The following is a 15215-nucleotide window of genomic DNA, read 5'->3' on the forward strand; positions in this document are numbered from 1 at the left end:
GGCTCTCCGCTGGTATTGGTTTATAATGGTAATTTGTTTTATAATGCTTTGGAACATTTCGTTTAATCGTCGTTTTTTGTGTACGTTTTCAGGTAATTGTATTTGTGTGGCATACGGATTTTGTACTTCTTCAACTTTTAAAGCTCTGATTATTTTTTGTAATAGTTCTTTGGCTTTCTCTTGGTCTTTTTCGTTTATTTCTCCTGCTATACGCTTGTTTTGATAATTAATTATTTTGTCTGTTTGGTACTGGCTTTCATCTACCGCTAATAAAAAACTTCTACTCATATTGTCTTCGTAGATTTCTCCTTTGGTGGTGGCTGATAAACTGCTAAAAACTCCTTTTACTTCTTTTTTGGTACTCTTGATATTTCCCTTTTTATCCTTAATTGATACGCTGCTGCTTAATCTTTGATTACTGATTAACTCACGCATTGCAAACATTGCTTCTTCTTTTAATCCGTCTAAATCTTCAATGATTAATAACTTATTTACAAGCTCGTATTCGCCCCAATTATATAAACTACTTTCTGTAATTCTTGTAAATCGAAGTACGTCTTCTTGTGGTATGATATCGGCTATTTTACTGATAAGGTGTGTTTTTCCACTTCCGCTACTACCTTGCACGATGGCGTGTAATGGGCTTTTGGTTTTGTAGCTTGATGCAATGATAAATAGTAATAATCGGCTGTTTGCTTCTCCAACTATTCCGCTTTGTTCTATCAATTTATTAAGTTCTTGTAGTAGATTATCTTGTTTTAAAAAGTCTATTGTGTTTTCTAAATTGGGTTGTTTTGGTTTTGGTTCTGGAGTAATTTTTTGTACTTCCTGTTTTGGCTCAACTTTTATATCTTCTTCAATTGAAAAAGAAAATACTATTTCCTTTCTTTGCTCGATTAGGTGGATTAAAATTTCGCTTTCGTGTCCTTGGATTAAACTGTTTATATCTTCGTTTACGTGCGTTTCTACTTGGCTTATTTTGGCTTTTGGGTGTAACTCTCGCAAGATTTCAGCGTATTTGGTAACGGCTTCGTTTCCTGCTTTATCTCCATCAAAAAAGAAAATGATTTCTTCTAACTGTTTTAAGAGTTTTAGAGCGTTTAGTATTTCTTCATTTAGTCCATTAGTTCCATAACAGGTTAATAGTGTGTAATTGTCTTTTATTTCATCGATTTGTAATAAACTAGCCGTGTCGATTATAGCTTCAGTAAGAAGTAATTTCTTTGTGTCCGGGTTTGGATAATTTGGATATAATCCTTGTCTATTCTTTAGATAAAAATGTTTTGAGTTTTCGTTATTAATTGTAGATCTAAAATAAAAGCTAACGATTTGGTTTTCTTTGTTTTTTAATGGGAATAATATTGATTTATTGCCAAAAGGTTTATACGCTTGTCCGCCTGTTCTTGAGTTAGTTCCTGCCAAGGTTAGTAATCCATAATTTAAACAATCATTGATTAACTTTTCGTCTTTTCTTGCTCCGTGATGGAACTGCCCACTATTAAAACCAACCTCTAATTTATCAAAATCTAAATTTCTACTACTGCAATATTCTTTGGCTGGATCACTACATAACAATCCTTTTCTAAAACTTAAAAACATCTTTTCAAGAAAAAGTATTCTTTCCTGTTCGTTTACTGGATTTGTCGTTTGTATGGTTGTAATTGCTTTTTGGATTGGTTGCATTGTTTCTATCATTGCCGTACATTTTTTTAATGCTTCGTGTTTGGTTAACTTTTCATAATCTTGAACAAATTGGATAACATCGCCTTTTTTATCGCATCCGTGGCACTTGTATTTATTTTGGCTAAAACTTACTTGTAAACTCGCTGTACTATCTTCGTGGAACGGACAACGGAGCATATTGTTTTTATCTTGCTTTAAATTGTAGTGTTGCAGTACGTTTGCTAGTGGTAGGTTTTGTTTTATTTGTGCTATTTCCATAGGTTAAAATATTTTTTTGTATTTTAAATCATATTGCAAATATATTGAATATGTGTTTATAATCATATATTGATATTTATATTTTTTAACATATTGTGTTTGAAAACATAAAATATTACTTTTGTTGTAGTTTAAATCATTATTGTTATGAATATAGCAGACAAAATAAAAACCGCTAGAACTAATAAAGGATTATCACAAAAAGAGATAGCTATTACTATTGGAATTGACCAAGCACAGTACAGCCGTATAGAAAGTGGTAAAGTAGAACCTACTTTGTCTTCGCTAGAAAAAATTGCAGAAGCTTTAGAAGTTAGAGTAGTTGAGTTCTTTAATGATGATGAACCTATTGATATAAATTCATTTGATAAAAGTATTGTAGAAAAACTTCGCCTTTTAGACCAACTGGACGAAGTAGAAAAAAAATCAATCTATAATATTATTGATATGGCAATAAGCAAAAAGCGTCTGAAAGATACACTTTCAAACGCCTTAAATACTTCTTCTTAAGTTAACAAATATTACCTTTAAAAAGATACTTTTTTAGTTATTAATAATCTTAAAATTAAAGTTATACTAATAATTAAAAATGGAATAGATGTTATCAAATAAAGGTTACTATTGATTATTGATTGTAGCATTTTAAACCACATAAACCACATAAAAACAAATATTATTAATGCAAGTATCATTATCCTTGTATTTCTTTGTATTGTTGCTATAATTAAAACAACACCTACCAACAAAAATTCAACAAAATAATAACTATAATTAGTTTTTAGATTAAAATTATCAAAATCAAAACCATTCTTAATTCCCTCTTTAATTAATACTACAAAAGCACTAAATATTGAACCTGATGGAGCGCTGTTATATCCTATTTGAATAAACAAAAACGACACTATTAATAAAGAAACTAGTATTTTGTTAATATATATTTTCATAATTTCTAATATGACGAACCTCCAGTTGCGTTTGGTTTTATATCTCCATTATTTAAAATTTTTGCCTTGTTAAAATCTATCCCGTTTATTACATTAATTGGGCTTCTACCTCCATTTGTTTGATGAAGTATCAAAGGTAAATATTTAGTAATAGTATTATCCATATTGGTATGAGTAGTTCCCGACGGTAATGACACATTTAAAACATTTGTACCACTTCCTGCAGTTCCACCACTGCCCGAGTAACTATTTGATGCAGAAGTAAAATTAACTAAGTTTTTGACATTACTACCAACTTCGGTACTATAACCCTCTGCAGATGTAGGACCTGTCCTTGTTGCAGCTTCCATTGTAATTAATAAATCAATGGTTTTGTTTTTTATTTTATCATTACCATTAACGAGATTTGCAGCATCTAATGCATCTTTACCTCCCAAACTATGACCAACAATAGCAACTTTACCATCTGGATTAGTTTCTCTATAATTAGCTATTGTTTGAGCAATGTGATCTGCTGTAATACCACCCTCAGAACCCGCATAATTAACAATTTCTGAATTAAGAACATCCCATCCTTTTTGTCCAAGCATTGATAAACCATCATCGTTGTTTCGATATCCTTCGGGTAAATTCTTAACTAAAGTATTATTTCCTGATATTTTATCTCCATTGATACCGCCTGCTGAACCATTTACAGTAATGATTAACATTTTTGTGTTTTTTGTAACATTTACAGGTTCTAGTCCTTCAAGTTCTCTACTATCAACAACCCTATTACCACTAAATACATAAGGCGACCAAGTATGATATTCTTCTGTAAGAGGATCTATCGACATAAAACGTCCAATAGCCATATCATAATTTCTATACTTATAACTATCCCAATTAAGCCCCAACTCGTCTTGGCGTTCGGTTCCTTGAAACTTATACTTATAACTACAATTAGTACAATACTCTATGGACAATTCACTACCATACTTTTCATATTGGAGTTTATCAACATTATAGTTGTTGTGTTTCATCCCAAAAGGATAATAATTATTCTCCTCCAATATCTTTACCACATCTCCGTTTGGCTCTGTTCCATAACTCAACCTAACATTCCCCAAATGATCCAAATAGTTATACACATAACTATAATCATAATCTGTGCTTTCTCCCGATACTTTCACATAACCTTCCGCATGAGGAAAGAAATCCAACACCACTGCGGTAGTATCGTTCGCTTTACTGTATTGAAAACCATCCAAATATTCCGTTTCTACAACGCTACCCGTTTGAGGATAAACAATCTTTTTAATCTTTTGTCCCGTCGCATTGTAAAGATATTCAATTCTAGATTGATTTACAAACGTTATTTTGGTAGGCAAATTCAAATGATTATAAATAATTTCTCTTATGCCTTTGTTGTTGTCTTGTATCATGTTTCCATTGGCATCATAATCATAATCATTATTATTATGAGGATTAGTATCATCTTTAAACCCGTTTGGATTATTGCTACCATCCACTAGGTTCATCAACTGGTTTCGTTTATTTGAGTCGTAGGTATAAGTCAAATTATCAATTTCCAGAGCATAGTTCGCATCATCAAATTCACCGTTTCGAACCAAACTAATGATGTTTCCATTCTTATCATAACTCAAACTCTCGTTGTAACTATTGGTAACAGGAACCGTCTCATTTGGCTTTTGATAGATAGCTTCCGTCAATCGGTTTAAAGCATCATATTTGTAACCATACTTGCGCTTGATGTCATCACTCCCAGTACGCCAGTAGGTTTCCGATATGTTACCATTATACAATGCCTGGCCTTCATAATCGATGTTATTTTCTACTTGATTGTAATTAATCTTGAAGGCAAATAAATCTAATGCATCACCATGCTCGTCCAAGCTGGACACATTATTAATACTTCGCAACCAGCCACGAATGTTATAATTGTAATCTACTTTTTGCAATCCTTCAAAGTTGGTAACATCTTCACCACCAACACGCTTATTCATCAATTGACCTAAATTATCATACTCATTTTTGGCTAATAATCGAACCTGTTCTCCATTTATCTTGTGAAGATGAACAACCAAACGGTCTTGTTCGTTGTACTCATATTCATCTCTAACGGTTAGTAAATCGTCTGCATTTTTTCTTTTGTGTGTAGTAACAGTATAAAGTGGTTTGCCTACAAAATCCAACTTTGTATCTATTTGTGTAAATCCATCATGAATACCTCCTTGCTTATACGAACGAACAACTCGTGACTTAAGGTCATACAACTGATAGGCAAGTTCTCCATAGGTCTCATCTTCTCTAGTTAATACTCTAGTCCATGTACCTGTAGTCAAAGACTTTGCCTGCTCAAGCAGCACTTGATCTTCTACTCGTTCAAACGATGTCGGCGCACCAGCATAGTTATAATCATCATAATAGGTGATGGTTAGCAAATGCTCTACACTAGGCAATGTAGAATGGGTATAATTCATAGCAACTCCATTTAGCGTAGTTGTATTGCTCGTGCGCTGTTCTGACCAATCCGTGGTCATTTCATCCACAAGTTGTTTTCTGCCTTGACTTGTTCTTGGCTTTTGGGTTGACCATCCAGAATAAACCACTCGTCCAAAGATGTCATACTTGCTTATCAACCAAACGGTAGCTGTTCCACCCATCGGATGCAACGCTGGTCCTGTAGCTACCACCATATCTTGATTGTTATACACTATAAACTCCCATTGCTTACCGGGTAGTTTCTTTTCCACCAATCGGTTTCTGTGGTCATACTTGTATTGATAACACAAACTGTTCAAAATATCGGCAGTTACTGCCAATTTAGCATCTACTAAAGGCGGTACTACATAGGTTAAATTACCATAAGCATCATAAACATAGTAGGTATCGTGGGCTTTGTTTTCTTCATAGGTTCGCTTCAGTACTACGCGTCCTTCTTTATCTTTAAACTCTTCTGTAGTATGATTTTTTCCACTTACCCAATTCTCATCTTTAGTAATGGTTTTATACAATGCCGATTTAGCATAATAACTCACTTTGTTCAAGCTAATATCATAAAGCCCCAAGGTAGGGCTCCAATTGGTTTCAGCCTTAAACAAAAAGACTTCTTCATCAGTATTCGTTTGATACTCAAACTTGATTTCGTGACCATTGCCCATACGCCATGCTTCACCAGGAGCTGCTTGTTTTAAAACCCGTTGGAGTGGAGAAGACTCAAATTCCTTCTCACTATAGGGATAAAACGTTTGCTCCTGCGATGGTGCACTCAAACTACTGTAAAACGAAATAACATCAGCATCGGTAATAGATTGGTATTTTAGGTCAACCACTGTTCCTACCATTGGAAGAAACTCTTTTACTTGTCTCCCAAAAGCATCATACTCAATATGGGTTATTAAATCTTCTCCCGTTCCAGCTTGCTTACTGGCTATTTGCTGTATTGGCCTTCCTAGTCCGTCAAAATAGGTAATACTCTCGCGTTTTCCTTCCCCTAACTCTTGGGTATAAACGGTTGTCTTTACATAATTCTGACCAGAACTTTGCCCTAAAACTAAAACTGGCAACAATGCTACGGCTAAATATACTATTTTCTTCATCTTGTTTTAGTTTTGATTTCTATAATGATATTCCGTCTCAGTCAATGGATTGCCCTCTGCATCCGAAACCCGAATCAAACGATTAAAAGAATCATACTCATATCGGGTAAGTTGTCTTTTTGGGTCGGTTATCGTGCTTACACCTACTAAGGGTATGTAGGTAAGTGTGGTAATCATGGCTTTTTGTAAATTAGCATCGGAGCTATTATATAAATCGCTCAAAGCATTCAAAACATCTTGCTCAGTACCAGTTGGCGAATCTGTAGCCGATTGAATGGCTGTAATTAACGAGGCAGGTATACTCGAATACGCTATGTTTTCCAACTTAGCCACCGGCTGGGTTTTATTATAACCCCAAATGTAGCTTATCTTCATGCCGTTCTCATTTTGGACTTCTAATGGGTTTCCGTTAGTTACATCTACAACATTATATTTTATTCGTTCCTCTAGTGTTGCCGTTCCTTTAGATGTCTTAATGATTTCGGGCAAAAGAAGTGTATTACTACTCATATCCCAATCCTTATAGACCGTTTCTTGAGTGGAAAGCTTTTCTGCATTACGATAACCTTCGGTAACCAAAGGAACTCCTATTATATTCTTAGCTATCAATTGCGAAACAAAAGGCTTGCCCGCCATATTAGGATGAGGCGGATAATAATATTTGGTTGTTAAATTCTCTCCCTGAGAATTTTCTAAATGCTCAGTTTCAATTTTAAAATTAGTATTATCATAAGTATAAAATCGATTAGTACTTACAATCTTTGGAATACTACCTTCGTAAAAATAATCCTCAGTCAAAGTTGAAGTTAATTTTGCCCAGCCTCTTATATAAATTTGCTCCTTAATATCAAGAAAAGTGTACATATTATTACATAAAGAAGATTGCATTTGAAATTCTGTATTTGGATTATTAACTGTGGCGATATAATGTGTATGATCTTTTACAAATTCTCCAAAATGAGATCTGTGTATATGACAGTCATTATATTGACGTAAAAAAACATTCCATCCACCCAATACATTAATTTCACTATAATCATAAGAGTTCTCGGTAATTTTTACAGGTTGATTATTCGAATTAAAAACTTCTTCTTTTAATAATAAACCTCTTTTAAAATCATGATTTGGCACTTCATTAGTATAAGGATATGAAAAAGCGTGCTCGGGTTCGGGAAAATCTTCGGGGGAATTATAATAAAAACGCTTAAACCCTTCATAAGAGTCCGTAACTTTTACATTTTTGTACCCAACAATAGAACCATTTGTTGAAGTGTAAGGAACCATTGATTTTGAAGACGTAGTTACATAGTAGGTTTCACGTACTGCCAACATATTGCTTGGAGGTAATATGTAGCTAGCCCATTTTCTTTTTTGATAATAGGCATGAATAGGAATATTAATAATTGCCCCACTTGATTTTGCAGTATTTTCAAAAGAATCATAATTGTAGGAGAACTTTCTAGAAGGTTCAACATCGTCGATAGCATTGTAGTATTCTATTGATTTAACCCGTAAACCTCCTCCATAATTAAATTTTAGATTTTCTATGTATCTATACCATTGAAAACTGATGTTGTAGTTTACAATATCATTCATTTGGGGAATATCTCCGTTAAATCCTAGTTGTACTAAATAAAACCCCTTTAGATAAAAAGTTTTTAAACAACTATTTCCATTTTGACTACTGCAATCTTGCATACTAAATTTATAACTTGAACGAATAGCGTCAACATAATTTTGGTTTACATCAAAAGTATATTGTGATAAATCCTGAATTATTTGAGTATTCTGTGGGTCAAAGTTATAATTAGGGATTAAAGGTGTTATATTGACTCTGTATGCATTTATATTTGCTGTCCCTTGCCAAGTTTGGTTTATGAAAGTAGGTGTTAAATTAAAATTTATAAAATCACCGTTTTCTATGTAAATTATTTTAAAATTTGTGGATACAGATTGATTAGGATTTCCATTTAGCGCTATACTTTCATTGATTACATTCTTGTTTTCAGGCTGGTCATAATATTCTTTATTTAAAGTGGCTGTCTTTGAATAAGTATTTGGCTCAAAATCAATTTTTTTATAGCCTCCATTTGGATAAATAATTTTATTTAAAGAACCTGTGTTGACAACATTCTTATTAGTTCTTGCATCTGAACCTGTAGTCCCCAAAAAAGGGATAGCAGGATAAGGTTCCATATTACGATAGCTATTAAAATAGCCCCAATAATCTTTAGAATAAGATCTCTTATCCGGTAAAAGGTCTGGGTTTTTATATAAAAACAAATACGGATTAAAAGAATTATTATCGTTTCCGTATTTCTTTAATCCTTTAAGAAACAATCTATTTCCTATTCCAAAGGTTTGATACTCTAAAGCAAATTTACTTGTTTGATTCCCTTGAAAATCTTTAACAACAATACTTTCCAAAGAACATCCTGTATTATTTTCATAGTCGGTTCTCCCAAGAGTAATATTAAATAAAATTTCTGCTTTACCGGTGATAGAAATTCTAGAAACTTTTTTGGATGCTACATTAATTGTTGTTTCTGTATAAGAACTTAAAGGAAGCATATTATGAAGATCAGGAGAAACCCCATTTGTATCAAATATATCTATATCATGCTTATAAACATCATTCTTGGAATAAGAAAACGTTTTTGTCGACTCAATTATATCAGGATGATAATCAAATGTACATAGCAATGTTCCAGAACTTGTCTCTACTTTACTTAAATGCCAGCTAGTTGGATAAAATATAGTTGAACCGCCAACACTTGTGTTACCATCACCTCTTAATGATGAAACGTTATTAGTATATATTGTTGAAATCTCTTTAACATCAAAAGTAAATTTATAACCCGTATCATTTGTTAACACAAAAGAATCTATGCCTAACTGTGAAGATTGAAGTACTTGAATTTTAATATTTGATTTACAATCTAATAATGTTGGAACAATGACTCCTGAACTATTTTTTGAAAAAATAAACTTTCCAGATTCACCAAAGAAATTAAAATGAAAAATATCAGACATGGTATCATGATCAAAATCACTGTATTTCCCAGTTCCTAAATAATATGAATCATAATTTATTTGATCAAAAAGATTAAAATTTGTTACAAATGAAGAATTATAATAGTTATTTGAAAGTATCCCACCAAGTTCATCTGGAGCACCTTTTGTTGTTCGTGATACAAATCCTCCTATTCCATTAAGTGACCAACCAGTTCCAACCCATGAAGCATATTCTTCAATTCTAACACCTGTTGGATGATAATCCAAAGCTATTGATAAATTCAAATTTCCATCTACAGGTACTTTGGCTAACTCTTCATTAATACTAGGTATCCCTGTATAATAATTAACAGGCATTTCTTCAAACTTAATAAGAGAAGAAACACTAGGTGATGGGGGTATCAGATTTGGTAAATCAGGGTTTGACACATTTTGACCTGCAGGTTGTCCTATTGCTCTCATAAAAACTAGCAACGTTATTATTAAAAAATATTTTCTCATATCTTTAATTTCTTTTCTCTTGTTTCTTTTCTCTATTTTCCTCTCCTCTTAATAATCTTCACCCCATCATTCCCTTTGTCCGTCTTGATGTTGACAATATAAATTCCTTCGGGTAGTCCTTGTAAATCTATCGGCACAGTGCGTTCCGTAATCTTAAACTGCTGCAATACATGTCCTGCCAAGTCCACCAACGTAGCCGTACCCTTTTCAAATTCATAACCCACAATAACATTGGTATAATCCACCGCTGGGTTTGGTATCGCTTCAATCTTTTCTCTTTCTTCTTTCTTCTTATTTTTGTCTTTGAGCTTCACCACCCAAAAGTCTTGTCTGCCTATACCACTACTTTTATCACCAGTCGCTTTTATTCCCCCTTCGGGAGTTAGGGGGCTTTTACTCGTTCCTGCCATCAAATAACCACCATCTCTGGTTTCAACCACTTTCTTCAAAATATCTTCACCATCACTACCTACATCTTTTCTCCATTTCTCTTCACCCTTGGCATTAATCTTTATCACTACATAATCCGCTGTACCTTTTTTTACCTTCTCTTCACTATTATTTGTCACCCTGAGCGCAGTCGAAGGGCTTTTGCCTTTAACTACTTCACCCTGTGCATAACCACAAAGCAACATAGTACTATCATCATTCTCAACCACAGAGGTCAAAATATCTACTTTTGCAATGTTATACGTCTCTTGCCAAAGTATATCTTTATTGTCTTTATCTAGTTTTACCACCCAAAAATCAGTTCCATTGTCATTACTACTACGTTTATCATTTCCCGGCTCTGAATTGGAATTTCCTGCTAAAAGATAATGTCCGTCTTTGGTCGTGTGTACAGCATACAACTGGTCGTCACCAGTACTACCAATAATTTTTTGCCATTGCTCATTACCATCTTTGTCTAATTTAATAATCCAATAATCACTTTCGCCCAAATGCTTTTGTGTTTTATTCCCACTTTCAGGTGAGTTCGAACTTCCGCCAAGCAAAAAACCGCCGTCTTCGGTTAGAGCAATGCTTCTTAGTTCATCATTATACTTTCCACCAAAACTTTGTTGCCAAACAACCTTACCATCTTTATCCAACTTCATTATCCAATAATCCAATCCTCCATAATGAGGTGTCGTTTTTTTGCCTGCTTGTTCAAAAGCCCCTCCTTTGGAGGGGTTGGGGAGGCTAGCACTCGAACCGCCTATAACAAATCCACCATCTCTAGTGCGAACAACTGCAGTCAAATCGTCTTGTCCACTACCTCCAATAGTTTTTTGCCATTCTTCACCGCCTTTGGCATTCAATTTTATAATCCAAAAATCCGATTGTCCTCTTCTGGTTCCTTTATAATCTCCATCCATCTCTTCATCGCTCTTAAAAGCCCCTCCTTTGGAGGGGTTGGGGAGGCTTGGATTGGGAAGGCTTGAACCCGCTAACAAAAAACCACCTTCATTAGTAAGCACCACCGCTTTAAGCATATCCTGTCCCGAACCACCCAAACTCTTCTGCCAGTCCAATTCGCCTTTTTCATCCATTTTCCAAACCCAATAATCCAAGTCACCTCGGTTATCTTCGGTCTTGTTTCCAGTTTTTTTCGACAACGAACTTCCTGCTAAAATAAAACCATAATCCGGCGTAGGGATAACATCAAATAAATACTCGGCATGTTTGCCGCCATAGCTTTTTTCCCAGAGAATATCTTGAGAATAGGATTTACTTTGAACCAGCAATGCAATTGCGGTTACAAAAAACACAAAATAAAAAGGCTTTTTAATCATAGAATATAGTGGTTAGAAATTTCAATTTTAAAAATAGTACTTAAATTTTATCTTTTTAACTAAACAGGTTAACTTTGTGTAAACATTTTGTAAGGCGCAAGCTAAAACCTTTATTTGAATTATATCTACGTAGAAATACCTATTTTTTTATACCAAACTAAATTTTTTTATACATTCAGATGTAGAACAAAAAACAAATAAAATCCACATACATTAGTTCAAAACACAAAGCTTAAAGAGGCATCTTAATTTTTAAGACACCACCATGCACAAAAATGCAGAATCAATTTGTGCCAAAAGTAAACATCATACAAACACCAAAACAGGGTAAAAACCGCAATTCTGCATTGCGGTTTTTACCCTGTTTTTAAAAATTGTTATTTCAAAAAAAATTTAAACTACTATCATTTCTTCACAACCTAAACCAATCAGTTTAGTAAAAAAACTTAAAAACATAAATTTTAATTACTAGTAAAAACTTTGCGCCTTCGCGCCTTTGCGAGAAAAAACCTTGAGTAAACCGAATTTAATTTGTGATAATCTGTGTAATTTGTGGCTAAAACCCAAGAGCAAAGCGACAAAACTTAAATGCCCTTAAATTCCTAAATGGTTAAAAAAACCATGAGCAAAGCGAATTCAATTTGTGCTAATTTGTGCTAATTCGTGGCAAAAAAACTTTGTCCCCATCAGCTATCCAAAATAAATCTACACTAATCAGCACAATTCGCAACAAAACAGAAAATTTATAAAATTTAACAAAAAATTAAATAATTTCTTAAAAATATGGCAAACATTTTGATAATTGTTTATTCGTGAAATAGTTCACAAACAATTAATAATTCAAAAAATCATGAGTTCACAATCAGAAACAGGTCATTACAAAAATGTGGTAAACCTAAAAGCACTAAAAACATTCGCAAATGGATTAGGTACAGAGTACACACCACAAAAAGAAACATTACAACTTCCATTTCTTGAGGCACTTGTCACAGAAATGACAAACCTTCATCAAGATGTAAAAGACCAAGCCAATACGCTATCAATAGCAATTGATGAACGCCAACTAGTTTTTCAAGATGTAAAACCCCTTGCTACCAAAATTATTAATACGATGAGTTCAACTAATGTCGATTTTAAATTAATTGAAGATGCAAAAGCCATCAATGCAAAAATCCAAGGAGTTCGTGTAAATAAAAAGAAGCAAACAGAAAACCCAGACCAACCTATGAATAACATTTCTGTTTCCCGTCAAAGCTATGACAGTCTATACGAAAACTTTCGCTCTTTAATAAACTTACTAGAACAAGACGACAAATACAGTCCTTTAGAAGAAGAGGTAAGCATTGTTGGGTTAACCGCTAAAGCCACTAGGCTGCTCCAAGCCAACGAAAAAAACGCAACAGAAAGCAACACACTTGAAAATCTTCGCATTCTTCGCAATAAAAGGTTTTATCAAGATGAAGACTGCCTATTAAATGTAGCTAGAGATTTCAAAAAATACATTCGCGGAAAGTTTGGCGTCAACTCACCTCAATTCGCTCAAATAAGCGGATTAGAATTCAAAGAAATAAAACCAGAGTAAAAATCACCAACTATAAAAAACCACTTAACAGTGGTTTTTTTTAAGCTATATTATTTCTGATATAAAATACTGTTGAATAATAATACCACAATGGTAATTAGCAAAGAAAAAAGCTCTTTGTAAACTTTCCAAAATACATTTATAAAATAAACTATAAATAACTACTACATTTTAAACAATTTTTAAAATATAGCAACAACTATTTAAAAAATCACAGTTACTATTCTACAGTAAGCTACTACCATTTCAAAACTTACTACTGCTATTCTGAAAATAGCTACTGCGGTTTTAAAACTTACAACTGCAATTCTAAAGTAAGCTACTGCGGTTTTAAAACTTACTACTGCAATTCCAAAGTTAACCACCGCGGTTTCAAAACTCGCTACTGCAATTCTAACAATAGCTGCTGCGGTTTCAAAACCTGTCACTGAATTTCAAATAGAATCTAATTGATTTTTAAAATACCCTAAGCCATTTATATCATCGTTACTCAACTTACCAGTAACAAAAAAAACTACTTCAAAAAATTAATATTACGTTTCAATCCTTCCAATTTAGTCCTTTTTAGAGGCGAATTAGTGAATACTTTAGCAAAAGTTTCTTCGGTTATTTCTTCCCAATCTTTTTTAGAATAAGACAACAATTCAGGATAAGGTGTAAACAAAGGTTCGCTATGCGCTTTAGAAAAACGATTCCACGGACAAACATCTTGACAAACATCGCAACCAAACATCCAATCGTCTAGTTTTCCTTTCATCTCCTGCGGAATATTTTCTTTAAGCTCGATGGTATAATAAGAAATACATTTGCTTCCATCAACAACATAAGGCGCAACAATAGCTTCAGTTGGACATGCATCGATACAAGCCGTACACGAACCACAATGGTCGGTTGTAGGATTATCATATTCAAGTTCTAAATCCAAAATTAATTCCGCAATAAAATAAAATGAACCCGTTTTTTGAGTAATTAAGTTAGCGTTTTTACCTATCCAACCCAAACCACTTTTTGCTGCCCAAGATTTTTCCATAACCGGCGCAAAATCCATAAAAGCACGACCAGAAACATCACCAATTTCAGTTCGAATAGCTCGTAACAATTTCTTTAACTTCTTCTTTAAAACAGAATGGTAATCCTTTCCGTAGGCATATTTTGAAATCTTATAACTGTCTGCATTTTGAAAATCTGGCGGATAATAATTCAGCAATAATGAAATCACACTCTTAGAATCAGGAACCAATAAGGTTGGATCCAATCGTTTATCAAAATAATCAGTCATGTAATCCATTTTGCCATGATGATTTTGATTTAACCATTTCTCCAATCTTGGCGCATCATCTTCCAGAAAACCCGCTTTAGAAATACCACAAGAAAGAAAACCGAGGCGTTTGGCTTCGGCTTTTATGAATGAAGTATATTTTAATTTAGAATTCAGAAATTAGAATTTAGAACGTTAATAAACTACTTGATATTGATTCTATTTTTTGTATTCTTAATGATTGTAACAAAAATTGCTGTTAACTCGTTCGCTTCTTTCAGCAATCGTTGCAATTCATCATTATTTTTCCAATTCATTTCTTCAATTATCTCTAACCAAAACAAGGTTTCATCAGCTTCTTCTAAAACAATGTTCATTTTTGACAAAAATTCAGCATCACTTCTACCTCTACATGCTGAACGATAATTTGCTCCAACGGATGAACCTGACTTTGTAATTTGATTTACAACTACCTTTTTAACTATTGAATAGTCCAAACTCTCAGCAAAATTGAATATCCCAATTGTAAATTGCTTCGTTCTATTCTTTAAATCTTTATCTTGATGCAACATAGATTTCTAAATTCTAATTTCTGAA

General features: G+C 33.4%; 10 protein-coding genes. 2 read left to right on the top strand and 8 right to left on the bottom strand.

Annotation, left to right across the window (positions count from 1 at the left end; genetic code table 11):
- The coding region (locus tag IAI56_RS07030; protein WP_187657198.1) for a CHC2 zinc finger domain-containing protein at positions 1 to 1941 on the bottom strand (1941 nt) is incomplete at its 3' end.
- A 147-nt stretch (positions 1942 to 2088) separates the two neighbouring features.
- On the opposite strand from IAI56_RS07030, the gene IAI56_RS07035 reads away from it, so the two are divergent.
- Positions 2089 to 2451, top strand: a complete 363-nt coding sequence (locus tag IAI56_RS07035) for a helix-turn-helix domain-containing protein (RefSeq protein ID WP_187657199.1) — start codon at positions 2089 to 2091, stop codon at positions 2449 to 2451.
- Between the two features lie 17 nt (positions 2452 to 2468).
- Here the strand turns inward: IAI56_RS07035 and IAI56_RS07040 are convergent, their stop codons facing one another.
- From IAI56_RS07040 to IAI56_RS07055, 4 genes are all read right to left on the bottom strand, one after another.
- Complete coding sequence (locus tag IAI56_RS07040; protein WP_187657200.1) at positions 2469 to 2885, bottom strand: hypothetical protein; 417 nt, start codon at positions 2883 to 2885, stop codon at positions 2469 to 2471.
- A 5-nt stretch (positions 2886 to 2890) separates the two neighbouring features.
- Positions 2891 to 6487, bottom strand: coding sequence for a DUF6443 domain-containing protein (locus IAI56_RS07045; protein ID WP_187657201.1), 3597 nt, complete (start codon positions 6485 to 6487; stop codon positions 2891 to 2893).
- A 6-nt stretch (positions 6488 to 6493) separates the two neighbouring features.
- Positions 6494 to 9964, bottom strand: a complete 3471-nt coding sequence (locus IAI56_RS07050; RefSeq protein WP_187657202.1) for an RHS repeat domain-containing protein — start codon at positions 9962 to 9964, stop codon at positions 6494 to 6496.
- A 71-nt stretch (positions 9965 to 10035) separates the two neighbouring features.
- Complete coding sequence (locus tag IAI56_RS07055) at positions 10036 to 11778, bottom strand: T9SS type A sorting domain-containing protein (protein ID WP_187657203.1); 1743 nt, start codon at positions 11776 to 11778, stop codon at positions 10036 to 10038.
- A gap of 850 nt (positions 11779 to 12628) precedes the next feature.
- On the opposite strand from IAI56_RS07055, the gene IAI56_RS07060 reads away from it, so the two are divergent.
- Positions 12629 to 13360 carry a hypothetical protein gene (locus tag IAI56_RS07060; RefSeq protein WP_187657204.1) on the top strand — a complete coding sequence of 244 codons (732 nt, stop codon included), beginning with the start codon at positions 12629 to 12631 and terminating at the stop codon, positions 13358 to 13360.
- Positions 13361 to 13563: 203 nt separating this feature from the next.
- On the opposite strand, the gene IAI56_RS07065 is transcribed toward IAI56_RS07060, so the two are convergent.
- The 3 genes from IAI56_RS07065 to IAI56_RS07075 all read right to left on the bottom strand — a co-directional run bounded on the left by IAI56_RS07065 (position 13564) and on the right by IAI56_RS07075 (position 15190).
- Positions 13564 to 13788 carry a hypothetical protein gene (locus IAI56_RS07065; RefSeq protein ID WP_187657205.1) on the bottom strand — a complete coding sequence of 75 codons (225 nt, stop codon included), beginning with the start codon at positions 13786 to 13788 and terminating at the stop codon, positions 13564 to 13566.
- A gap of 86 nt (positions 13789 to 13874) precedes the next feature.
- Complete coding sequence (gene queG / locus IAI56_RS07070) at positions 13875 to 14795, bottom strand: tRNA epoxyqueuosine(34) reductase QueG (RefSeq protein WP_187657224.1); 921 nt, start codon at positions 14793 to 14795, stop codon at positions 13875 to 13877.
- 26 nt (positions 14796 to 14821) lie between these two features.
- Positions 14822 to 15190 carry a four helix bundle protein gene (locus tag IAI56_RS07075; protein WP_187657206.1) on the bottom strand — a complete coding sequence of 123 codons (369 nt, stop codon included), beginning with the start codon at positions 15188 to 15190 and terminating at the stop codon, positions 14822 to 14824.
- Positions 15191 to 15215 lie beyond the last annotated feature (25 nt).

The sequence above is a fragment of the Flavobacterium macrobrachii genome, from assembly GCF_014486675.1.
Classification (GTDB): Bacteria; Bacteroidota; Bacteroidia; order Flavobacteriales; family Flavobacteriaceae; genus Flavobacterium; species Flavobacterium macrobrachii.

Excerpts from the sequence above, each read along its gene's own strand:
- IAI56_RS07055 (WP_187657203.1), bottom strand. The coding sequence starts at position 11,778 with ATGATTAAAAAGCCTTTTTATTTTGTGTTTTTTGTAACCGCAATTGCA.
- IAI56_RS07035 (WP_187657199.1), top strand. The coding sequence starts at position 2,089 with ATGAATATAGCAGACAAAATAAAAACCGCTAGAACTAATAAAGGATTA.
- IAI56_RS07040 (WP_187657200.1), bottom strand. The coding sequence starts at position 2,885 with ATGAAAATATATATTAACAAAATACTAGTTTCTTTATTAATAGTGTCG.
- IAI56_RS07060 (WP_187657204.1), top strand. The coding sequence starts at position 12,629 with ATGAGTTCACAATCAGAAACAGGTCATTACAAAAATGTGGTAAACCTA.
- IAI56_RS07075 (WP_187657206.1), bottom strand. The coding sequence starts at position 15,190 with ATGTTGCATCAAGATAAAGATTTAAAGAATAGAACGAAGCAATTTACA.
- IAI56_RS07050 (WP_187657202.1), bottom strand. The coding sequence starts at position 9,964 with ATGAGAGCAATAGGACAACCTGCAGGTCAAAATGTGTCAAACCCTGAT.
- IAI56_RS07045 (WP_187657201.1), bottom strand. The coding sequence starts at position 6,487 with ATGAAGAAAATAGTATATTTAGCCGTAGCATTGTTGCCAGTTTTAGTT.